Genomic DNA, 20935 nt, shown 5'->3' with positions numbered 1-20935 from the left:
AGACTCATTTCCGATCGCATTCATAGGTAAAGCCTATTGAAGTATGCGATAGGCAGCGCGAATTGCAATTAAACTGATTTAAGTCACTGATATTTATCGGTTTATCGTACTATGATGCCGATAGTTTGTGCAGATGGCGCATATTCCAGCAGTTTGACAAATTCCTCGTCTAGCGCAGAAACTCCTCTACGGAAGGGGCAGTTCATGGACCTGCGGCAGCTCAAATATTTCGTGCAGATCGCGGAAAGCGGGAATTTCTCGCGTGCCGCGGAAGTGTTGCGCATCGCGCAACCGTCCTTGAGCCAACAGATGAAGCATCTGGAAGAAGAATTGGGGGTGGAGTTGCTGCTGCGCCATGCGCGCGGCGTCACCACCACCGAGCTTGGCCAGCAATTCTACGAGCATGCCCGCCGCATCCTCCAGGAGGTGGACCGCGCCAAGGACGTCATCCGCTCCCAGTCCACGAACCCGTCCGGCCGCGTCTCGGTGGGCCTTCCTACCTCGGCTTGCCGGGGCCTGTCCTTCCCCTTGTTCCAGGCCATCGCCGAGCGCCAGCCCAACATCACCCTCCACCTCGTGGAGGCCATGACCAGCTATCTCGACGACTATATCCAGGCCGGCCGGCTCGACGTGGCGCTGCTCTACGACCACAAGGCGTTCGAGCACGTGGCCTGGACCGAGATGATGGTCGAGGACCTGATGCTGTGCGTCGCCCCCGAGCACCCGCTCGCCCGGGAGGCGAGCATTTCCTTCTCCGACCTGTCGCGGCTGACCGTGGTGCTGCCGGGCCGCCCCAACGTGCTGCGCACGGTGATGGAGCAATATGCCGCCCGCCATAACGGCACGCTGAACGCCATCGATTGCGACAGCCTGCCGGCCATCGTGAAGCTGGTCTGCCGTTCCGGCCACGTGGCGGTGATGCCCCATTTCGCCTTCACGGAGGAGATCGCCCACGGCCTCGTTGTGGCGGTGCCCATTGTCGATCCGACACCCTCCTGGCGGCTCTCCGTCGTGGTCTCCCAGCGCACCATGAACCTGCGCGGCAGCGAGGCGGTGGCCAAGGTGCTGGCGGACGTGATCGCCACCATGGTCCAGCAGAATGTCTGGCGCGCCCGGCTGAAGGAGAATGTGCGCGAACTCGCCTGATGCGAGGCGCGTGCCCGGTGCTCGGCAGCGCTACTTTTGACGTGTATCAAGGAAGGAATCGGCGTCTGCCCCCACGGTGCGGGCAGAAGCTTTGGTCGGCGCGCGCCCCCGAAGCAGGGGAAAGCCGATGCCGACCGCACCCGCGAAGACACGTACGCCCGAAAAGAGCATGACCGACGGCGAGATGGCGCTGCTCATCGCCTTCTTCGCGCTCGCCCTCTTCTCCATCATGGTGATCGCGAAGGCCCACACGCAGGCCTACGCTTTCCACGCCTTCCTGTTCGCCGCCGCCTCCATCGCCTCGGTGTTCGCCATCGGCAACCGCTATATGGACCGGCCGGCGGAACTGCCGCCCCAGACCATTGACGGGCGGCCCAACTACAATATGGCGCCGGTGAAGGTGGCGACGCTGCTCGCCGTGTTCTGGGGCATTGCCGGCTTCCTGGTGGGGGTGATCATCGCGCTCCAACTCGCTTTCCCCGTGCTCAATTTCGATCTGCCCTGGACCGCCTTCGGGCGCCTGCGGCCGCTGCACACCTCGGCGGTGATCTTCGCCTTCGGCGGCAATGTGCTCATCGGCACGTCCTTCTACGTGGTCCAGCGCACCTGCCGCGCCCGGCTCGCGGGTGATCTCGCGCCCTGGTTCGTGGTGCTCGGCTATAATTTCTTCATCGTCATCGCCGGCACGGGCTATCTGCTTGGTATCACCCAGGGCAAGGAATATGCCGAGCCGGAATGGTATGCCGACTTGTTCCTCACCATCGTGTGGGTGGCCTATTTCGGCGTGTTCCTGCTCACGGTGCTGAAGCGCACCGAGCCGCACATCTATGTGGCGAACTGGTTCTACCTCGCCTTCATATTGACCATCGCGGTACTGCACCTCGGCAACAATGCCACGGTGCCGGTCTCGGTCTTCTCACCCACCTCCTACATCGTCTGGTCGGGCGTGCAGGATGCCATGGTGCAGTGGTGGTACGGGCACAATGCGGTGGGCTTCTTCCTCACCGCCGGCTTCCTCGCGCTGATGTATTATTTCATCCCGAAGCGCGCCGAGCGGCCGGTCTATTCCTACAGGCTCTCCATCGTCCATTTCTGGGCGCTGATCTTCCTCTATATCTGGGCCGGCCCCCACCATCTCCACTACACGGCGCTGCCCGACTGGGCGCAGACCCTGGGAATGACCTTCTCCATCATGCTGTGGATGCCCTCGTGGGGCGGCATGATCAACGGCCTCATGACCCTGTCCGGCGCCTGGGACAAGCTGCGCACCGACCCGGTGCTGCGGATGATGGTGGTGTCGGTGGCCTTCTACGGCATGGCCACGTTCGAGGGCCCCATGATGTCGGTGAAGGCGGTGAACTCGCTCAGCCACTATACCGAATGGGGCATCGGCCACGTGCATTCCGGCGCGCTGGGCTGGGTCGCCTACATCTCCTTCGGCGCCATCTATTGCCTCGTTCCCTGGCTCTGGAACAAGCGTGAGATGTATTCGGTCAAGGCCATTAATTGGCACTTCTGGATCTCGACGCTCGGCATCGTGCTCTACATCTGCGCCATGTGGGTGGCGGGCATCCTCCAGGGCCTCATGTGGCGCGCTTATACCGCGCTCGGCTTCCTCGAATACTCGTTCATCGAGACGGTCGAGGCCATGCACCCCCTCTATGTGATCCGGGCGGTGGGCGGAATCCTCTTCCTCCTCGGCGCGCTGATCATGGCCTGGAACGTGGCGATGACCATCCGCCGCGCGGAGCCCGACACGGCCAGCGACGCCGCCCAGCTCTCGCTCGCCCCCGCCGAATGACGGAGACGAAAATGTCCGCAAAATCATCTTCGCTCTGGGCGAAGCACGCCATCTTCGAGAAGCATTCCTCGATCCTGCTGCTGGGCGTGCTGCTGGTGATCTCCATCGGCGGCCTCGTGGAGATCGTGCCGCTCTTCTACCTGAAGAGCACCATCGAGACGGTGGAGGGCATGCGCCCCTATTCCCCGCTGGAGCTGGCGGGCCGCAAGATCTACCTGCGCGAGGGCTGCTACAACTGCCACAGCCAGATGATCCGCCCGCTGCGCGACGAGGTGGAGCGCTACGGTCATTATTCCCTCGCCGCCGAGAGCATGTACGACCACCCCTTCCAATGGGGCTCCAAGCGCACGGGGCCGGACCTCGCGCGGGTCGGCGCCAAATATTCCGACCTCTGGCAGCTCGAGCACCTGAACAATCCCCGCGCCGTGGTTCCGGCCTCCATCATGCCGGCCTATCCCTGGCTCGCGGAGACGAAGCTGGATGCCAAGCACATCGCCGACGACATGAAGGTGCTCCGGCTGGAGGGCGTGCCCTACACGGACGAGATGATCGCGGCCGCGCAGGATGATCTGAAGACCCAATCCACCACCGACGCGGCGGACGGCGACGCGCTGCTCGCGCGCTATCCCAAGGCCCAGGTGCGCGACTTCGACGGCAATCCCGGCACGCTCACCGAGGCGGACGCGCTCATCGCCTACCTGCAGATGCTGGGCACGCTGGTGGATTTCAAGCTCTACGACAACAAAGCGAATGTGAGGTGAGCCATGCGCGACATCTACATGTTCCTCGCCTCCTTCGCGCAGACCTGGGGCCTGCTGCTCTTCTTCTTCGGCTTCAGCGGCGTCATCGCCTACGCCTATTGGCCCTCGAAGGCGCGCAAGAAGGCGTTCGACGCCGCCGCCCAGATTCCCCTGAAAGAGGATTGATCCCGTGAGCCCCGCGCACGAGAGCCACGACACACAGGTGAATGCCGCACAGGTGGACGCCGCCACCGGCAAGTCCACCACCGGCCACGAATGGGACGGCATCCGCGAGCTGAACAATCCCCTGCCGCGCTGGTGGCTGTGGAGCTTCTATGCCTGCATCCTCTGGTCGGTGGGCTATTGGATCCTGTTCCCGGCCTGGCCGCTCATCTTCAGCAGCACGCAGGGGGTGCTGGGCTGGAATTCGCGCAGCGCCGTGCAGCAGCAGCTTGCCGATCTCAGCACCCTGCGCGCCGCCACCTCCGCGCGCCTCGCCAACGTGACGCTGGAAGGGATCGAGCGCGATCCCGATCTCCTCGCCATCGCCCGCGCCGAGGGCCGCGTCGCCTTCGCCGACAATTGCGCGCCCTGCCATGGGGCCGGCGGCGGCGGGGCGAAGGGCTATCCCAACCTCAATGACGATGACTGGCTGTGGGGCGGCACGCTGGAGCAGATCCAGGCCACCATCACCCATGGCGCCCGCGCCGGAGACGATGCGGGCCACCAGGGCAACATGCCGCCCTTCGCCGGTATGCTGACCCCGGCGCAGATGTCGGACGCGGCGGACTATGTGCGCTCGCTGGCCGGCATCGTTCCAGCCGACACGCCGGAAGCGCAGCGGGGCGCCGCCGTCTTCAAGGCCAATTGCGCCGCCTGCCACGGCGAGAACGGCAAGGGGAACAAGGAGCTCGGCTCCAAGAACCTCACCGACGGCATCTGGCTCTATGGCGGTGACAAGGCGACCATCCTGCAGACCATCGCCAACGGCCGCGGCGGCGTGATGCCCGCCTGGGGCGGGCGCCTGCCCGCCTCCACCATCAAGGCGCTGACGGTGTTCGTCCACACGCTGGGCGGCGGCCAATAGGAGAGGCCGCCCGCGCGTGGCGGCCCGCACATCATGACCACATCCAGGACTTCGCCCATGCCCGTGGAGATCGACGCGGAAGACGACGCGCCGCTCTACGAGGCGCGGCGGCAGATCTATCCCCAGAGCGTCCATGGCCGCTTCCGCCGCATCAAATGGGCGGTGCTGATGGTGACGCTGGCGATCTATTATCTGCTGCCCTTCGTGCGATGGGGCCGCGGCCCCGACGCGCCCAGCCAGGCGGTGCTGATCGACTTCTCCGCCCGGCGCTTCTATTTCTTCTTCCTGGAGATCTGGCCCCAGGAATTCTACTACGTCGCCGGGCTGCTGATCCTGGCCTCGCTCATCCTGTTCCTGATGAACGCGGTGGCCGGCCGGGTCTGGTGCGGCTATCTCTGCCCGCAGACCGTTTGGACCGACCTCTTCCTTGCTGTCGAGCGCCTCATCGAGGGCGACCGGCGCGAGCGCATGCGCGCCGATGCCGGCCCCTGGACCCTGGAGAAGGTCACCCACAAGACGCTGAAGCATGCCATCTGGCTCATCATCGCCTGGTGGACCGGCGGCGCCTGGGTGCTCTATTTCGCCGACGCGCCCACGCTGGTGGTGGAGCTCGCGACGCTCCAGGCGCCCACGGTGGCCTATGCTTCCATCGCCATTCTCACCTTCACCACCTACGTGCTTGCCGGCCATATGCGCGAGCAGGTCTGCACCTATATGTGCCCCTGGCCGCGCATCCAGGCGGCGCTGACGGACGAATACGCCCTCAACGTCACCTATCGCTATGACCGGGGCGAGCCGCGCAATTCCATGAAGAAGGCGGCGGTGCTGCGCGAAGCGCACCAGCCCGCCGGCGACTGCATCGACTGCAACCAGTGCGTCGCCGTGTGCCCCACCGGCGTCGACATCCGCAACGGCTCGCAGCTCGCCTGCATCCAGTGCGGCCTGTGCATCGACGCCTGCAACACGGTGATGGACAAAATCGAGCGCCCGCGCGACCTCATCGCCTATGACAGCGAGGCCAATTTCAAGGCCCGCACCGAGGGCAAGCCGCCCGTGCGCCACATCGTGCGCGCCAGGACCGTGCTCTATGTGGTGCTGATCCTGGTGGCCGGCGGGCTGATGCTCACCAGCGTCGCGCGCCGGAGCCTTCAGGATCTGGCGGCGATCCACGACCGCAATCCGCTGTTCGTGCGCCTCTCCGACGGGGCCATCCGCAACGCCTATACGCTGCGCATCGCCAACAAGAAGCTGGAGGAGCGCACCTTCATGGTGTCTGTGGCGGGCGTTTCCGGTGCCGCGCTCGACATTGTCGGCGCGGACGGCATGGCGGCCTCCGTGGGGCCGGACCAGACCCGCGAGCTGCGGGTGCTCGTGACCACCCGTGCGCCGCTTCCGCAGGGCGCCTCCCTCCCCATCACCTTCACCATTCGCGATGCGGCCACCGGCGTCGAAGCCACGGCCGCCGATCATTTCATCGGGCCCTAGGAGGCGCACGCATCATGAGCCAAGGCACCCTCAGCGACCGCCCGCCCGGCGAGATCACCGGCCGCTTCGTCCTCCTCTGCATTCTCGGCTTTTTCGGTATCGTCATCGCCGTCAATGTGGTGATGGCCCGCTATGCGGTGTCCACCTTCGGCGGGGTGGAGACCGCGAGCGCCTACAAGGCTGGCCTCGCCTTCCGGGGCGAGGAGCTGGCCGCCGGGCAGCAGGCGGAGCGTCAGTGGCAGGTGGAGGCACAGGTGCGCGATTTCGGCGCCGGGGAGCGCATCATCGCCCTGACGGCGCTCGATGCCCGCGGCCGGCCCCTCATGGGCCTTGAAGCGACGGCGCGCCTCGCCCACCCGACCGATGCCCGGCGCGATGCATCGGTCGTGCTCATCGACCTCGGCGCCGGCCGCTACAGCGCGACCATCGAGGCCGCGCCGGGGCAGTGGGACCTCGTGGTTGATCTCTCTCAAGGCGGGGAGCGCCTGTTCCGCTCAAGAAACAGGGTGCAGCTCCACTGACCGGTCCACGACCGGGAGGACCATCGTGAACGCCGAGGCGGCAGACTATTCCATCTTCCTGGCCCAGGATGCGTCGGGCCACGCGCAGCTCAATCTCGTGGTGGAAGGCATCGAGCAGCCGTCCGCCATCGCGGAGATCGAGCGCGGACTCGCATCCCTGCCCGGCGTCATCCGCGCGCGGCTCAATTATACGAACCACCGCCTCACCGTCGCCTGGTCGGACACGGCCGCGCCAGGGGCGGTGGTGGAGCGGCTCTCCGCGCTGGGCTACCGTGCCCATCCCTACGCCGCAAAGGCCGAGGACGGCGAGGCGGAGCGCGCCAGATGGCTGCTGCGCTGCCTGGGTGTCGCGGGCTTCGCGGCCATGAACGTGATGCTGCTCTCGGTCTCCGTCTGGGCCGGCAATGTGAGTGACATCACCCCCGAGACCCGCGACCTCTTCCACTGGCTTTCCGCGCTCATCGCCCTGCCGGCGGCGGCCTATGCGGGCCAGCCCTTCTTCCTCAGCGCCATTCACGGGCTGCGCAACCGCGCCCTCAACATGGATGTGCCCATCTCGCTCGGCGTGCTGCTGGCGCTCGGCATGTCGGTGGTGGAGACGGCGCTCAGCCAGGAACACGCGTATTTCGACAGCGCACTGATGCTGCTCTTCTTCCTCTTGGCCGGGCGCTATCTCGACCATGCCGCGCGCCAGCGCACCCGCGCGGTCGCGGCCAATGTGGCGGCGCTCCGGGGCGAGATGGCGCACCGGCTGGATGAAGCGGCCGTGCCGGTCCAGGTGCCGGTGCAAGCCCTGGTGTGCGGCGACGTCATCCTCGTGCCCCCCGGCGAGCGCATCGGCGCCGATGGGGTCGTCGTGAACGGCGCCTCCAGCGTCAGCGAGGGGCTGGCGACCGGCGAGACCTTGCCCCGCGCCGTGACGGCCGGGTCGGCGGTCCATGCCGGCAGCCTCAATGGCGAAGGCGCCCTCACGCTCCGCGTCACCGCCGGCGGCGAGGAGACGCTGGTGGACGAGGTGCAGCGCCTGCTCGACACGGCGCTTTCCTCGCGCAGCGCCTATGTGCGGCTGGCGGACCGGGTCGCCCGCGCCTATGCGCCGGTGGTGCACCTGACGGCGCTCGCCGCGGCCGCCGGCTGGCTGCTGGCGGGCGCGAGCTTCCACGACGCCGTGATGATCGCCGTGGCCGTGCTCATCATCACGTGCCCCTGCGCGCTCGCCCTCGCGGTGCCGGCGGTGCAGGTGGTCGCCACCGGCGCCCTGTTCCGCTCCGGCCTGCTGCTGCGCTCCGCCGACATGCTGGAGCGCTTGGCGCAGGTGGACATGGTGGTATTCGACAAGACCGGCACGCTCACCTTGCCCGATCCCGTCCTGCGCCTGCCCGCCGGAACGGACGAAAGCCTCCTTCCTCTCGCTGCGCGCCTCGCTGTGTCGAGCCGCCACCCCCTCGCCGCCATCCTGGCGCGGCAGGCGGCGGGCGCACCTTTCGCCGACGTGACGGAGGCTCCCGGCGAGGGCGTGCGCACCCTCATCGACGGGGAGGAGGCTCGCCTCGGCAGCCTCTCCTTCTGCGGCCTTCAGGCACCGGCGGACCTTCCCGCCTCCGCTTCCTTCATCGCCTTCCGGCTGGGCGGGAGGGGTTTTGTGGCCGGCGTCGACCAGGCGCTGCGGAGCGATGCCGCCGAGGTGGTCTCGGCGATCAAGGCGCGCGGCCTGAAGGTCGCGATCTTCTCGGGCGACCGGCCGGAGGCGGTGCAGCCGGTCGCCGACGCACTCGGCATCGCGGACGCCCGCGCCGGACTGAAGCCCGCCGGCAAGATCGCCGCATTGGAGGCGCTGAAGGCCCAGGGGCATCGCGTCCTCATGGTGGGCGACGGCCTCAACGACGCCCCGGCTCTTGCCGCGGCCCATGTCTCGCTCTCGCCGGTGGAGGGAGCGGCCCTGGCCAAGGCGCAGGCCGATGCGGAATTCCTCGGCACGCGTCTCGCCCCGGTGCTGGATGCACTGGACGGCGCTCGGCGGGCACTTCGGCGCATTCATGAGAACCTCGCTTTGGCGCTGCTCTACAATCTCATCGCGGTGCCGCTCGCGGTCGGCGGCTTCGTCACGCCGCTGGTGGCCGCGCTCGCCATGTCCGGCTCGTCCATCCTGGTGACGCTCAATGCGCTGCGCGCGAAGGGGAGGCCCGCCCCATGAACGTGCTCATCTATCTCGTGCCCCTGGCGCTCGCCCTCGGTCTTGCCGGCCTCTTCGCCTTCCTGTGGTGCCTGCGCGCAGGGCAGTATGAAGACCTCGACGGCGCGGCGGCACGGGTGCTCTCGGACGAGGACCTGAAGCGGTGAGCGCCGCCCCGCTCCGGGCAGGCATGCTCATCTGCGCCTGCGATCCGGCGGTGGGGCCGCCGGTCAATGACAATATCCGCCCGGCCGCCGGCACCCTGGCGCTCACCGCCGGTTTCGCCTTCGCGGTGCTCGGCCAGACCATCGCTTCCGCCGCCTTGCCCTTGACCGGCGCGGCATTGGCCCCGGAGGGCGCGTTCCGCCTTCCCCTCGCGATCTGGCCTTTCTCCGCCATGATGCTGGGCGCGGCGCTCGCCTCGTTCCCCGCCGCCTTCCTGCGCGATGCCTTCGGCCGGCGGGCAGGCTTCGCCCTCGGCGCCTCGCTCGGCATCGCGGGCGGTGCGCTCCTGGCGCTGGGGCTGCTGCAGCGCCAGTTCGCGTTCGCCTGCATCGGCGGGCTCTGGCTGGGCATGGCGCAAGGCTTCTCCTTCTTCTACCGCCACGAGGCCGCGGCGGCGTCCCGGCGCCCCGGCGTGGCCGCCGCCGGCGTCCTTGCCGGTGGGCTCTTGGCGGCGCTCGCCGGGCCTCTCCTGGCGCAGGGCGCCGAGGCCCTCTTCGCGCCCTTCTTCCTCGTGGGCGCGGCGGTATTGGCCGCCAGCGCCCATACCGCCTCCCTCGCGGTCGCCGTGCGGCTTGCACCGGACCCGCTCTCGGCAGCATCGGAAGGCGCCGCTGCGCCGCTGAAAGGAGCCCTGTGGCCGACCCTCGGCGGTGCAGCGGCCTGGTTCGCCATGAGCGCCCTTATGGCCGGCGCCCCGTTGAAACTGGTGGATTGCGGCATCGGGGAGGGCGCCGTCTTCGGCTTCATTGCGCTCCACGTCTTCGCCATGTACGCGCCCGCTCTGCCCATGATCTGGCTGGGACGCACCATTTCCCCCCGCCCGTTGACTGCGGCAGGAACCCTATGCACGGCCGCCGGGCTCGCCTTGGCTTATACGGCCGCCGTGCCTGCTTTCCTGGCCGTTGCGCTTATCCTTGGCGGGGCAGGGTGGGCGCTCGCAACCCTCGGCGCCACCGCCTGGCTTCACCGCGCTGGCCCTCCAAGCCGGCTCGCCTTGGCGCTGCACGATGGTGGGCTGTTCTGCGCCGCCATTCTCGGCACGCAGATGGTGGCGGTCGTCTGAACTTCCGGGGGCGGCGCTTATTTCATTCCCAAAGCGATCGTTTCCAGCGCCTGCTCCGCCACCTCCTCCAGGGGGCGCGTCGCGTCGAGCCTTGGCCAGGAGAGCGGCCCGATATCGAAGCCGGCCTGGAGGTCCACCACCTCCGCCGTGGCGTCCGAGGCATCGTGGACCCGCCGCGCCACGCGGTCGCGCAAGGTCGCCACAGCGCCGTCAAGCCAAAGACCGTGGAAAGGAACACCTTCCTTGCCAGCCACGGCGGCTATGGCTTCCCGTTCGTCCAGACGCGCGTGGACGGCATCCACCACCACGCTGCATCTCGCACGCAAGGCAAGGCGGGCCAGCTCGCGCACCCGCTCATAGGTCCTCTGCGTTGCCGGGGCATCATAGGCCGATGGCGGCAGGCGCTCGAATTCGGTGGAGCCGAACAGCCGCTTGCGCTCGATGTCGCTGCGCACATGCACCGCCCCCGGCATGTCGCCCAGAACCGGGCAGAGCCGCGCGGCAAGCGTGCTCTTGCCGGATCCGGACAGGCCGCCGACGGCAATGAGCGCGGGGGGCGACCGCATCCCCACGAGCCGGAGCGCCAGATCCAGATAGCGCCGGCCTTCCGCGATGGCGGTCTCGGCCGCCGCGCTCGAAAGATGCGCGAGGTCAAGGGAGACCTTTGCCCGTATGGCGGCGCGCAGGGCCATGAAGAGCGGAAGCGCGCGCAGGCCCTCGATCTGAAGCTCCTCCTGTTCCGCACCCCAGAGGTAGCGGTTCAACAGCAGGTTCGCTTCCGCAAGAAAGCCCCTGTGGCCAAGGTCCATGAGCATGAAGGCGAGATCGAAAAGCACGTCGCAGGTGGCGATGGCGTCGTTGAACTCGATGGCATCGAACAGGACCGGCTCGCCCTCGAGGAGCACCACATTGCGCAGATGCAGGTCGCCATGGCAGCGACGGATTTGGCCGAGATCGCCGCGCCGAAGCAGCAGCGGCTGCAAGGCCTCCAATTCATCTTCCACCGCCGCCCTCAACGTGCCGAGTGCGGCATCGGTGAAGACGTCTGCCCCATCGTCCAGCTCGTCCAGTGTCTCGCGCGCCTGACGCTCGAACGCAGCGACCGCCGCCGTGCCGGAGTGCACGGGCGCACGGCCGTGGGAGGCGAGGATGCGGGCGGCGAGCTTAGCTATCAGCGGCGGCGGCAGTCCTTCCGCGTCCGCGAGGCGATCGAGGGTCTGCGTCTCGTCGAACCGGCGCAGGTGCACGGCCCATTCCACCACCTCGCCCTCTCCGCCGATGGCGAGACCGTTTTGGCCGCGGGTGACGGGCACGACGCCGAGATAGAGGCCGGGGGCGTTCTCCCGGTTGACCACCATCTCGTTCTCGCAGGCGCGCTGGCGCTTCTCCAGGGTCGAGAAATCGAGGAACGGGAAACGCACCGCGCGCTTCACCTTGTAGGCGTCGCGGCCCGCCAGGAATACGCAGGCGCCATGGGTGTCGATGCGCCGGACAGGCTCGCTCAGCCCGTGGGTCTCAGGGCTTGCGAGGAAGGCGAAGACATCGCTCTGGTCCTCCACGTCCGGTCTCCCATTCATGAACCGCATTGAGGACATGCGCGCCGGTCCCTGCTCGGTGGTCAGCCTTTGGGGTGCGCGTCCAGCCCTTCGGCCGAGAGCTTCAGCCACGCCTCCTCGGCATGGTCTGCGAAGCAGAAGAACGCGCACTCCTCGCGGGTCACCATGCCGTGCTCCACCAGGGCGTCGAAATTGATGATCGACCGCCAATAGGCTTCGTCGAACAGGACGATGGAGATTGGCGGCGCCTTGTTGGTAATGCGCAGGTTCAGGATCTCGAACAGCTCGTCGAGGGTGCCGAAGCCGCCCGGAAACACGATCAGCGCATTGGCCCGCATGGCGAGGTGCATCTTGCGCATGGCGAAATAGTGGAACTGGAAGGTCAGCTCCGGGGTGCTGTAGGGGTTGGGGCCCTGCTCGTGCGGCAGGCTGATGTTGAAGCCCACGGACGGCGCCCCGGCATCCGCCGCCCCGCGGTTCGCGGCCTCCATGAGGCCGGGCCCGCCGCCGGTGGCGATGACGTTGTCGCGCTCCTTCTGCGTCCGCAAGGCCCCGCCCCGCTCCGAGGCGATGCGGCCGAATTCCCGCGCCTGCGCATACCAGAAGGGCTGGCGCCCCGGCCCATCCTCCCGCACGCGGGCGGAGCCGAAGGCAACGATGGTGGAGCGCACCTGCCACGCCCGCAGCGCCTCCTCCGCCTTGGCATATTCCAGAAGGAACCGGACGCCCCGCATGGAATCGCCGAGGATGAAATCCTGGTCGAGCGCAGGCAGCCTGTAGGACGGGAGCAGCAGCGGGTCGGGCGGGGCAGGGGAGGGCAAATCGGGCATGGGATCCGTTCGGTGGGTGCGGTGCCGGAGGTGACATGCGCCCGGCACCTGCCGGCGTCCGCGGGCGGAAGAGGGGACAGCCCCTCCCGTCGAGGTTCAAGGGCTCGCATCATGTCACCGCTTTGCGTGGACCAGAAGCTCCGTGCCGCAACGGATGGACCTGGGCGGCCTCAGCCATCCCTCTCGCTTGACCCACGCATAGCCCGTCGGTTATAGGTCGGATCAATAGCTGGAGAGTTATGCGTCCTGATGCCGAATGCCCACGACATGCTCTTCAGAACGCTCGCCGACCCAACGCGGAGGGCCATCTTCGAGCGGCTGTGCCGTGACGGGGAGCAGACGGTTGGCGCCCTGACGGCTCAAGCCGGGGTCTCGCAGCCGGCCGTCTCAAAGCATCTCGGCGTTCTGAAGCAGGCCGGGCTGGTGCGCGACCGCCACGAAGGCCGCCAGACACATTACAGCGCGCAGCTTGGCGCCCTGGCGCCGCTGATCGACTGGACAAGCCAAATGACCGGCTTCTGGCAGAGCCGGTTCGACGATCTCGAAGATCTGCTCAAGAGGATGGACCAATGACCAACAGCGCGTCCGAAACGCTCTCCGTCGTTGTCGAACGGGAGATCCCTTTTCCGCCGGAGAAGATCTGGCGCGCGCTCACCCAGCCGCACCTGATCGAAGAATGGCTCATGAAGAGCGACTTCAAGCCTGTGGTGGACCATCGTTTCAACTTTCGCGCCGACTGGGGCGCCGTGGACTGTCAGGTCCTGGAAGTCGAACCGCACAGGACGCTGTCTTACACGTGGGCGGCCTACGGTCTCGAGAGCGTGGTCACCTGGACGCTCACCCCTTCGCGCACGGGGACTCACCTGCGCATGGAGCAGGCTGGCTTCCGGCCGGATCAGCAGCAGGCCTACCAGGGCGCCAAGCACGGCTGGGCGCAGTTCTTTGCAAACCTGGAGCAGGTTCTGGGTCGGGCGGAGTGAGGTCTGCCGCTTCGGCGAACAATCATCAGGAGGTCCCACCATGAGCACCTGGGTTCGGCAGGTCCATCGCTGGCTGTCCATTGCCTTCACGGTGACCGTCATCGCCAATTTCGTCGCCCGGGGACTAGGGGAGCCTCCTCTCTGGTTGGTCTATTCGCCGCTGGTCCCGCTCTTCTTGCTCCTGTTCAGCGGGCTGTACATGTTCATGCTGCCCTATGCCGCCAGGTGGCGCAGCGGGCGACGTGCCAGCATGCGGGCGTGAACGCCATGGCAGGAGAGACCAAGAAAGCGGCGCGGGCAGCCAAACCGCGCAAGACGGCGGAGGCCGGCGATGCCGCAAAGCCGGTCCTCCTCTCGGGCGGTAACCCCCAGATCGCGAAGGGCTACGGGGACGCTCCCGTGCAGGCCTATATCGCGGCCATGCCGGGTTGGAAAAGCGATGTCGGACGACGCCTCGACAGGCTCATCGAGAGCGCCGTCCCCGGTGTCCGCAAAGCGGTCAAATGGAACTCGCCCTTCTATGGCGTTGCCGACGAGGGCCAAGGCTGGTTCCTCAGCCTCCACGTCTTCACGAAATACATAAAGGTGGCTTTCTTCCGCGGGACGTCGCTGCATCCTCTTCCTCCGGGCGTCTCCAAGCAGAAGGACGTACGCTATCTCGACATCTACGAGGACCAGCTCGACGAGGCTCAGTTCGCTGAATGGGTGAAGCAGGCCAGCCAATTGCCCGGCGAACGATTGTGAGCGGGACGGGATGAGGCGCACGGCTTGGGAGCAACCATGAAGAAGGCGACAACCATGAAGAAGAACACGACCGTCTCGCCGGAGGGAAAAGGGGAAACCTCCCCCGCTCAGTTGATCGATGCGATGATCAAGGAGTTGGGCGACTGGCGGGGCGAGATGCTCTCCAAGCTCCGCGCCTTGATCAAGCAGGCCGACCCCGAGGTGGTCGAGGAGTGGAAGTGGAGAGGCGTTCCGGTGTGGTATCGCGACGGAATGATCTGCACCGGCGAGACCTACAAGAGCGTCGTGAAGATGACCTTCGCCAAGGGGGCCGCGCTCGATGACCCGTCAGGCCTCTTCAACTCCAGCCTCGATGGCAATACGAGGCGCGCCATCGACTTCCACGAGGGCGAGGCGATTGACGAGGAGGCATTGAAGGCCCTCATTCGCGCGGCCATTGCGCTGAACACCTCCCGCGCCCGCGCTTGATCGCGCGGAAGCGTTACAAGCTTCACCTGCGGCTGGGCGATGACTGCTTTCGGCTCATAACCGGGCCAAGGGGCGATATTCTATGGCCCCTTGGCCAGTGGCATTGTCTTCCGGGCTTTTCAGCCGGTTCTCACGCCGCGGCGGCTGAGCCGATGGCGGCGTTGACCCGCGGCATCACCTGTTCCGCCATGAGCTGCATGGAGCGCTTGGCGAGCTCCGGCGACACCCAGTCCATGCCGGCATAGACGATCTCGCCGAAATCGCCGACTTGCTCGCGCAGGGCGAGAAGCTGGTCCACCACCTTGTTCACGGTGCCGTAGATCACCAGCTGGTCCATGATGAAATCGTGCGTCACCGCCTCGTCCGGCTGGTCCCGCTCTTCCTTCATCACGAACAGGCGCTTGGAGCGCATCAGCTTCTTGTGGATCTGGCCGTAATAGTGCCGGTAGGGGCTGTTGGGGTCGTGCCGGGCATAGGAGGAGGCCGTCGCCTCGTCGTCGGCGACGAAGATGGTGCGCGCCACGCGCCAGTCGGCCGGGTCCGCCTTCGCGCCCACCTGCGACTTGCCTTCCACGTAATTGTCCCAGTGCGTCTTGATCCACTTGGACAGCAGGAAGTTGGCGGACAGAGGATGGAAATCGCGCCGGCCCATGGCGATGACGCCGGGCGAATAGGGCGAGAGCACCGTGCCGACGATCTCCGGATAGGGCTTCTGGAAAGGCTTGGGCAGGTAGCCCACACCCAGCTCCAGCGCTGCGGAGCGCTTGGTGGAGACCTTGAAGCGGTTGTCCGGCAGGTCGATCTCGTAGGGCGCCTCGCGCTGCCAGATCTCCAGGATCACGTCGATGGCTTCGGCGAAGATCTTGTTGCGGTCTTCATCCAGGATGCCGAGGGCTTCCGCATCGGTGGTCAGCGCGCCGGGGCTGATGCCGAAGATGAAGCGGCCATCCGCCAGATGGTCGAGCATCGCCGCTTGCGCCGCGATGAGGGTGGGGTGCGTCTGCGACAGGTTGGAGGTGCCGGTGGCGAGCTTGATGGTCTTGGTGTCCGAGACCAGCGAGGCCAGGAACATCATGCTGTTGGTGATGGTCTCGCAGCGATCCGAGAGGTGCTCGCCGATGAAGGCGTCGTGGAAGCCGAGCTGGTCGGCGAGGATCACGGTCTCCCGGTCTTCCCGCAGCGTCTCGCGCCAGTCCCGCTCGATGGGGTGGACCGGCATGGTGAAGTAACCGAGTTTCATGACATCGCTCCGTGGTTCGGCAGGCGGCCGGAGACGGCCCGCCCCTTGGCGAAATGCGTCTCAACGCGTTTCGCCCGTTGGATTTGAAGGGACGATAGAAGCCGGAGAGCCGGTCTCAAACGTCCTAAATGTGAAATTGAACTTTTCGTTTTTGTCTGAAATCTTCGCGCATTTCGCCCCCTGGAGACGGAGGCTCAGGCGTCGGTCCTGAAGGCGCCGAACGCCCCTTTGTGGAACACCAGCGGGTGGCCGTCCGCATCCGAGCAGGTCAGCACTTCCCCGAGCACGATCTCATGGTCGCCGCCGGGATGGATGGCCGCCACGCGGCAGCAGATATGTGCGATGGCGCCGGGCAGGAGCGGCATGCCGCGGGGGCTGAATTCAACGTCGAGATCGGTGAAGCGGTCGGCGATGCCGGCGCTCACGAAGCGGTGCGACAGGTCGCGCTGGTGGGCGGCGAGGATGTTCACCGCGAACTCTCCGCGCGCGCGGATCGCCTCGCCCGTGGCGCTACCGCGCCGGGGGCAGACCAGCAGCATGCAGGGGTCCAGCGACACGGAGGTCAGCGAGTTGACGGTCATGCCGTGATAGGCGCCGTCAAGCTCGGTGGTGATGATGGCGACACCGGTGGCGAACGAGCCGATCACATTGCGGAAGCGGCGCGGATCCAGCCGATCCGATTCCATGTGCAGGGACGCGATGGACATGAGGTGTCTCCAGGACTGTCCGTTGCGGCGGACCAGGAGCGGCGGGCGGGTCGCGCCCGCCGCTCCTCGGGATCTCAGGGGTTGAAGATGCCGACCCAGTCGGCCTTGGCCTTGGTCATGCTCTCGGTGGTGAGCCGGCCCCAGTTCATCCGGATAAGCTTCAGGCTCTCGATGGGCGGCGAGTATTCGGGGATCGAGCTCTTGAAATCGGACCGGCCGGAGATCAGCGCCTCTTCCGTGGTGAGGATCTTCTGGCCGGCCTCCGAGAGGATGAAGTCGATCCAGAGCTTGGCCGCGTTGGGGTGGGGCGCCTTGGTGAGGATGAAGGTGCTCGGCGCGAGCAGAAGCACGCCTTCGTCGGGGAACAGGAACTTCAGCTTCGCGCCCTTCTGGTTCATCTGGTAGGCGCGGGTGGGCATGCCGGACAGCGTCATCACCTGCTCGCCGGTGACGAGGCCGGAGGCGAGCTGTTCGGAGCGGCGGAGCAGCACGGGCTTCTTGGCCGCAAGCTTGGTGAAGAAATCCGGCGGCAGGACCGTGCGCTCGCCCATGAAGGTGGCGAGGAAGGTGGTGGAATTGGCCGCGTCGCCCATGGAGAGCTTGCCCTCAGGCACGGCGGCGATCATGTCCTGGTAGGACTTGCCCTTGAAATCCAGGTTCTCGCTGTTCCACATGGGCACGAAGACGTACCCGCCATTGAAGGCGAAGTAGCCGTCCATGCCGAGGCCGGCATCGAAGATCTTCTGGTAGTGGGCGTATTCCGGCGATTTGTACTGGAGCAGGTCGCCTGCGCCCAGCCGCTCGAACACCCAGATGGGCGCCGAGATGGCGGCGACGTCCATGGTGACGCGGCCGGCGCCCAGCTCCTGCTCGATGCGGGTGACGAGCTCGCCGGTCTGCGACAGGGTGTAGTTCACCTTGAAGGCGGCCGGCAGCCCGTAGCGCTCCTTGAAGGCCTTGACGAGCTTGTCATTGGTACCGGGCTGGATCACCGTGTCCCAGTAGGAGAGGCTGCCCTCCTTCACCGCGCCGTCGATCAGGGCGGTCACCCGTGCCTTCTCCTCGGGCGTGGCGCCCTTGAGCACCGGCGCTTCCTGCGCCGAGGCCTGGTTCAGCGCGAAGGCGCCGAACATGAGGGCCGCGAGGGCCGTTTTACGGACGTTCATCGTTTCTCCTCCTGAGAGCGCTCGCAGCAGGGTCTATTGCCCCCCAAAAGGTCCTGCCGGCACGCCCCTACCAACAGCACCCGTCTTTCCTGAACCTGTTCTCACGCGTCGCGGGCGAGCACGATGCATTGCTCGGGCGCAAGATCGACCGCCACCGCGTCGCCCGAGCGCACGCCCGCGCTGGGCTGGATGGCGCGCAGCTCGATGCCGGCGAGATCGATGATGTATTCCTCGGAGAGGCCCTGGAACGAGGCGGCCCGGACCACGGCGGGAAACGCCTGCCGCCCGGCCATGGCCTCCCGCGCGCTGACCTTCACATGCTCCTTGCGGATGCAGATGAGCGCCTTGCCGCCGGCCTTCAGGGGCCGGTCGTGGCCGAGCTTGCCCCAGATGGCGGTGCCGCCCGGCAGGGCCACCCGCGCCCAGCCCGCGGCGTCCTGCGGCGCGCCATGGGGGGCGGCCTGCGCCGTCTCGAGCACTTCGCCCTCCTGCACGTTCAGGCCGAGGAACTGCGCGACGAACGGGGTCTGCGGCCGGTCGAACACCTCGCGCGGCGCGCCTTCCGTGTCGATGTGGCCCTTGTTCAGGATGATGATCCGGTCCGCCAGGCCAAAGGCCTCGGACTGGTCGTGGGTGACGTAGATCGCCGTGAAGCCGAGGCGGTCCTGGAGCATGGACAGCTCCATGCGCATCTGCTCGCGGAGCTGCGCGTCGAGGTTGGAGAGCGCCTCGTCGAACAGCACAAGGCGCGGCTCGTGCACCAGGGCCCGGGCAAGCGCCACGCGCTGCTGCTGGCCGCCGGAGAGCTGGGTCGCGGGGCGGTCGTACCAGGCGCCGAGGCCCACCACGTCCAGCATCACGCGCACCCGCTTCTCCTGGTCCGCCCTGGACATGCGGCGCACCTTGAGCGGGAAGCCGACATTCTCGGCCACCGTCATGTGCGGCCACACCGCATAGGACTGGAACACGATGCCGAGCTGGCGCGCCTCGGGCATCAGGTTGATCTTCTTGGCGCTGTCGAACACCACCTTGCCGGCGATCTCGATATAGCCCTCGTCCGCCGTCTCCAGGCCGGCGAGGCAGCGCAGCATGGTGGTCTTGCCGCAGCCGCTGGGGCCGAGGAGCGCGAGGGTGTGGCCCTCCTCCACCGACAGCGAGATGGAGTTGAGGACGGTGTTGGAGCCGAAGGTCTTCTTCAGGCCCCGGACGGTGACGAAGTGAGACAGGTCGCTTTTCACGGCGTCCTCCAAATCAGTCCTGCACCAGCGAGGCGCGGGTCAAGCGGAACAGGGCGAAGGCGGAAAGCAGCAGAACGAGCTGGATCACCGCGAGCGCCGCCACGAAGCCGAAATTGCGGTCGCCGAGGGCGACCAGCGCCACCGAGATGGTCTCCGTGCCCTGCGCATAGAGCAGGATGGTGGAGCCCAGCTCGCGCACGAAGATCACGAACAGCATGAGCCATGCGGCGATGAGCGCGGGTTTGAGAAGCGGCAGCAGCACGTGGCGCATGGTCTGCCACCACGACGCCCCGCTCGCCCGCGCGCTCTGCTCCAGCTCGGGATTGATGGCGACGAACATGGCCGTGACCGTGCGGATCGCCAGCGGGAAGAAGTGCGCCACATAGGCGATGAGGATGACCCAGATGGTGCTGTAGAGCGGCGTGCGCACGGAGAGGATGAGGAAGCCGAGGCCGAGGATGATGCCCGGGATGCCGATGGGCAGCGACAGCACGGCCTCCATGAAGCCCCGCGCCTTGGAAGTGCTGCGGTTGAGATAATAGCTCTGCAGCACGCTGAGCCCGACGCCGATGCTCGCGCCGACCACCGCCAGGAACAGGCTGTTGACGATGGCCGTGCGGGTCAGGTCGTAATTGAGCAGGACGTAGGTGAAGTTCTCGATGGTCGCGTAGCCCGAGCGGAACTTGCCGGTCCAGATGCTCTGCAGCGACACCATGAGCAGCGCGATGATGGGCAGCACCACGCCGAGGCCGATATAGAGCACCTCCACCGTCAGCGCGACGATGCGGCCGCCCAGCGAGAGCTTCATGACGCGTGGGCGATAGCCCTTGCCGCTCACGGTCTCGAAGCGGCGGGAGGCGAGATAGTGCCGCTGCCACAAGGTGAGCGTCACCGTGAGGCACAGCACCAGCATGCCGAACGCGGCGGCGCGGCCGAAATCGGCGGGGTATTGCAGCGAGGAATAGATTTCGGTGGGAATGGTGCGGATGCCGTGGGTGGCCGCCAGGGCGAACGGCACGTCGAATAGGCCGGCGCTGGTGACGAACACGATCATCGCCGCCGACAGCAGCGCGGGCATCAGCAAGGGCAGGGTGATGTGCCGGACCGTGTAGCCGAACGAGGCGCCATGGACGCGTGCGGCATCCTCCAGCGCGCTGTCCATGCGCCGCAGCGGCGAGATCACGAACAGATAGACATAGGGCGTATAGAAGATGGCCAGCACCCAGATGACGCCCGCGAGCCCATAGATGTTGAGGAACGGCAGCTTCAGGCCGAGATAGTCCTGCGCCATCTTGTGGATGATGCCGCTGCCGGGCGCCGCGAGGTAGCGCCACGCCTCGGCGCCCACATAGGGCGACAGGAAGAAGGGGATGAGGTTGCCCACCTCGAACCAGGACCGGCCCGGCACGTCGGTGCGCGAGACAATCCAGGCCAGGGTGACCCCGAGCACGCAACTCACGATCGTCGCGCCCGCGCCGCAGAGGAGCGTATTGCGCGCCGCGTCGAGAAAGCGGGCATCGCCAAGCAGGGCCGTGAAGTTCTGCAGCGTGACGACGACCGAGCCGTCCGGCTGCCAATAGAGCAGGCTGCGGATGAGGGTGGCGAGGAACGGCCCAAGCACCAGCAGGATGCCGGCCGCGACGCCGAGCACTGGCAGCCCCTTCTCCCAGAAGCGGGAATGGGACGGGGGAGCGCCCGGAGCCGCCTGGCTCTGGCTCCCCTGAGCGCCGGCCTTCGCCAAGGTATCGCTGCCCGTGCTCATCGG

The 20935-nt window shown here is 66.8% G+C and carries 22 protein-coding genes; 15 read left to right on the top strand and 7 right to left on the bottom strand.

The window, feature by feature from the left end; genetic code table 11:
* Positions 1-204 precede the first annotated feature (204 nt).
* From ABLE91_RS00380 to ABLE91_RS00335, 10 genes are all read left to right on the top strand, one after another.
* A complete protein-coding gene (locus ABLE91_RS00380; protein ID WP_348927307.1) occupies positions 205-1146 on the top strand; it encodes a LysR family transcriptional regulator in 942 nt (313 codons plus the stop codon).
* Between the two features lie 127 nt (positions 1147-1273).
* Positions 1274-2947 (top strand): cytochrome-c oxidase, cbb3-type subunit I, encoded by a 1674-nt coding sequence (ccoN, locus tag ABLE91_RS00375; protein WP_348927305.1) that lies wholly within the window; start codon positions 1274-1276, stop codon positions 2945-2947.
* An 11-nt stretch (positions 2948-2958) separates the two neighbouring features.
* On the top strand, positions 2959-3708 hold the full coding sequence (ccoO, locus tag ABLE91_RS00370; protein WP_348927303.1) for a cytochrome-c oxidase, cbb3-type subunit II: 750 nt from the start codon (positions 2959-2961) through the stop codon (positions 3706-3708).
* Positions 3709-3711: 3 nt separating this feature from the next.
* Positions 3712-3873, top strand: coding sequence for a cbb3-type cytochrome c oxidase subunit 3 (locus ABLE91_RS00365; RefSeq protein WP_348927302.1), 162 nt, complete (start codon positions 3712-3714; stop codon positions 3871-3873).
* 4 nt (positions 3874-3877) lie between these two features.
* The gene (gene ccoP / locus ABLE91_RS00360) at positions 3878-4774 is read left to right on the top strand and encodes a cytochrome-c oxidase, cbb3-type subunit III (protein WP_348927300.1); all 897 of its coding nucleotides are present in this window, start codon (positions 3878-3880) and stop codon (positions 4772-4774) included.
* A gap of 33 nt (positions 4775-4807) precedes the next feature.
* On the top strand, positions 4808-6259 hold the full coding sequence (gene ccoG / locus ABLE91_RS00355; RefSeq protein ID WP_348927298.1) for a cytochrome c oxidase accessory protein CcoG: 1452 nt from the start codon (positions 4808-4810) through the stop codon (positions 6257-6259).
* A 14-nt stretch (positions 6260-6273) separates the two neighbouring features.
* Positions 6274-6780, top strand: a complete 507-nt coding sequence (locus ABLE91_RS00350; RefSeq protein ID WP_348927297.1) for a FixH family protein — start codon at positions 6274-6276, stop codon at positions 6778-6780.
* A gap of 25 nt (positions 6781-6805) precedes the next feature.
* Positions 6806-8974, top strand: a complete 2169-nt coding sequence (locus ABLE91_RS00345; RefSeq protein WP_348927294.1) for a heavy metal translocating P-type ATPase — start codon at positions 6806-6808, stop codon at positions 8972-8974.
* The gene (gene ccoS, locus ABLE91_RS00340) at positions 8971-9120 is read left to right on the top strand and encodes a cbb3-type cytochrome oxidase assembly protein CcoS (RefSeq protein WP_348927291.1); all 150 of its coding nucleotides are present in this window, start codon (positions 8971-8973) and stop codon (positions 9118-9120) included. Before ABLE91_RS00345 ends, ccoS begins: the two co-directional genes overlap by 4 nt.
* Positions 9117-10241: an MFS transporter gene (locus tag ABLE91_RS00335; RefSeq protein WP_348927289.1), complete on the top strand. Its 1125-nt coding sequence runs from the start codon at positions 9117-9119 to the stop codon at positions 10239-10241. Before ccoS ends, ABLE91_RS00335 begins: the two co-directional genes overlap by 4 nt.
* Before the next feature lie 17 nt (positions 10242-10258).
* Here ABLE91_RS00335 and ABLE91_RS00330 read toward each other — a convergent pair whose 3' ends face one another.
* Both ABLE91_RS00330 and ABLE91_RS00325 read right to left on the bottom strand, forming a co-directional pair.
* A complete protein-coding gene (locus tag ABLE91_RS00330; RefSeq protein WP_348927287.1) occupies positions 10259-11800 on the bottom strand; it encodes a bifunctional aminoglycoside phosphotransferase/ATP-binding protein in 1542 nt (513 codons plus the stop codon).
* A 59-nt stretch (positions 11801-11859) separates the two neighbouring features.
* Positions 11860-12627, bottom strand: coding sequence for an LOG family protein (locus ABLE91_RS00325; protein WP_348927285.1), 768 nt, complete (start codon positions 12625-12627; stop codon positions 11860-11862).
* A gap of 249 nt (positions 12628-12876) precedes the next feature.
* On the opposite strand from ABLE91_RS00325, the gene ABLE91_RS00320 reads away from it, so the two are divergent.
* Genes ABLE91_RS00320 through ABLE91_RS00300 form a run of 5 tightly spaced genes read left to right on the top strand, consistent with a single transcriptional unit; the run spans position 12877 to position 14819 of the window.
* Complete coding sequence (locus tag ABLE91_RS00320) at positions 12877-13200, top strand: ArsR/SmtB family transcription factor (protein WP_348927283.1); 324 nt, start codon at positions 12877-12879, stop codon at positions 13198-13200.
* The gene (locus tag ABLE91_RS00315; protein ID WP_348927281.1) at positions 13197-13607 is read left to right on the top strand and encodes an SRPBCC family protein; all 411 of its coding nucleotides are present in this window, start codon (positions 13197-13199) and stop codon (positions 13605-13607) included. Before ABLE91_RS00320 ends, ABLE91_RS00315 begins: the two co-directional genes overlap by 4 nt.
* Before the next feature lie 40 nt (positions 13608-13647).
* Positions 13648-13869 carry a hypothetical protein gene (locus ABLE91_RS00310; protein ID WP_348927278.1) on the top strand — a complete coding sequence of 74 codons (222 nt, stop codon included), beginning with the start codon at positions 13648-13650 and terminating at the stop codon, positions 13867-13869.
* Between the two features lie 5 nt (positions 13870-13874).
* Positions 13875-14351, top strand: a complete 477-nt coding sequence (locus ABLE91_RS00305) for a DUF1801 domain-containing protein (RefSeq protein ID WP_348927276.1) — start codon at positions 13875-13877, stop codon at positions 14349-14351.
* A 36-nt stretch (positions 14352-14387) separates the two neighbouring features.
* Positions 14388-14819 carry a DUF1801 domain-containing protein gene (locus tag ABLE91_RS00300; RefSeq protein ID WP_348927275.1) on the top strand — a complete coding sequence of 144 codons (432 nt, stop codon included), beginning with the start codon at positions 14388-14390 and terminating at the stop codon, positions 14817-14819.
* Positions 14820-14949: 130 nt separating this feature from the next.
* Here the strand turns inward: ABLE91_RS00300 and ABLE91_RS00295 are convergent, their stop codons facing one another.
* The 5 genes from ABLE91_RS00295 to ABLE91_RS00275 all read right to left on the bottom strand — a co-directional run bounded on the left by ABLE91_RS00295 (position 14950) and on the right by ABLE91_RS00275 (position 20932).
* A complete protein-coding gene (locus ABLE91_RS00295) occupies positions 14950-16059 on the bottom strand; it encodes an LLM class flavin-dependent oxidoreductase (RefSeq protein WP_348927273.1) in 1110 nt (369 codons plus the stop codon).
* 194 nt (positions 16060-16253) lie between these two features.
* On the bottom strand, positions 16254-16766 hold the full coding sequence (locus ABLE91_RS00290) for a flavin reductase family protein (RefSeq protein WP_348927270.1): 513 nt from the start codon (positions 16764-16766) through the stop codon (positions 16254-16256).
* Positions 16767-16840: 74 nt separating this feature from the next.
* On the bottom strand, positions 16841-17932 hold the full coding sequence (locus tag ABLE91_RS00285; RefSeq protein WP_348927267.1) for an ABC transporter substrate-binding protein: 1092 nt from the start codon (positions 17930-17932) through the stop codon (positions 16841-16843).
* A gap of 101 nt (positions 17933-18033) precedes the next feature.
* Positions 18034-19170: an ABC transporter ATP-binding protein gene (locus ABLE91_RS00280; RefSeq protein WP_348927266.1), complete on the bottom strand. Its 1137-nt coding sequence runs from the start codon at positions 19168-19170 to the stop codon at positions 18034-18036.
* A gap of 13 nt (positions 19171-19183) precedes the next feature.
* Complete coding sequence (locus ABLE91_RS00275; RefSeq protein ID WP_348927264.1) at positions 19184-20932, bottom strand: ABC transporter permease; 1749 nt, start codon at positions 20930-20932, stop codon at positions 19184-19186.
* Between the last annotated feature and the right edge of the window lie 3 nt (positions 20933-20935).

The organism is Aquabacter albus, from assembly GCF_040049275.1.
GTDB lineage: Bacteria > Pseudomonadota > Alphaproteobacteria > Rhizobiales > Xanthobacteraceae > Aquabacter.
This window is presented reverse-complemented; position numbering and strand designations above follow the sequence as displayed.

Coding starts and splice junctions, on each gene's coding strand:
- ABLE91_RS00305 (WP_348927276.1), top strand. CDS start 13,875: ATGGCAGGAGAGACCAAGAAAGCGGCGCGGGCAGCCAAACCGCGCAAG.
- ccoO (WP_348927303.1), top strand. CDS start 2,959: ATGTCCGCAAAATCATCTTCGCTCTGGGCGAAGCACGCCATCTTCGAG.
- ccoN (WP_348927305.1), top strand. CDS start 1,274: ATGCCGACCGCACCCGCGAAGACACGTACGCCCGAAAAGAGCATGACC.
- ABLE91_RS00295 (WP_348927273.1), bottom strand. CDS start 16,059: ATGAAACTCGGTTACTTCACCATGCCGGTCCACCCCATCGAGCGGGAC.
- ABLE91_RS00350 (WP_348927297.1), top strand. CDS start 6,274: ATGAGCCAAGGCACCCTCAGCGACCGCCCGCCCGGCGAGATCACCGGC.
- ccoS (WP_348927291.1), top strand. CDS start 8,971: ATGAACGTGCTCATCTATCTCGTGCCCCTGGCGCTCGCCCTCGGTCTT.
- ABLE91_RS00315 (WP_348927281.1), top strand. CDS start 13,197: ATGACCAACAGCGCGTCCGAAACGCTCTCCGTCGTTGTCGAACGGGAG.
- ccoG (WP_348927298.1), top strand. CDS start 4,808: ATGACCACATCCAGGACTTCGCCCATGCCCGTGGAGATCGACGCGGAA.
- ABLE91_RS00310 (WP_348927278.1), top strand. CDS start 13,648: ATGAGCACCTGGGTTCGGCAGGTCCATCGCTGGCTGTCCATTGCCTTC.
- ABLE91_RS00290 (WP_348927270.1), bottom strand. CDS start 16,766: ATGTCCATCGCGTCCCTGCACATGGAATCGGATCGGCTGGATCCGCGC.
- ABLE91_RS00325 (WP_348927285.1), bottom strand. CDS start 12,627: ATGCCCGATTTGCCCTCCCCTGCCCCGCCCGACCCGCTGCTGCTCCCG.
- ABLE91_RS00320 (WP_348927283.1), top strand. CDS start 12,877: ATGCCGAATGCCCACGACATGCTCTTCAGAACGCTCGCCGACCCAACG.
- ABLE91_RS00300 (WP_348927275.1), top strand. CDS start 14,388: ATGAAGAAGGCGACAACCATGAAGAAGAACACGACCGTCTCGCCGGAG.
- ABLE91_RS00365 (WP_348927302.1), top strand. CDS start 3,712: ATGCGCGACATCTACATGTTCCTCGCCTCCTTCGCGCAGACCTGGGGC.
- ABLE91_RS00380 (WP_348927307.1), top strand. CDS start 205: ATGGACCTGCGGCAGCTCAAATATTTCGTGCAGATCGCGGAAAGCGGG.
- ABLE91_RS00275 (WP_348927264.1), bottom strand. CDS start 20,932: ATGAGCACGGGCAGCGATACCTTGGCGAAGGCCGGCGCTCAGGGGAGC.
- ABLE91_RS00285 (WP_348927267.1), bottom strand. CDS start 17,932: ATGAACGTCCGTAAAACGGCCCTCGCGGCCCTCATGTTCGGCGCCTTC.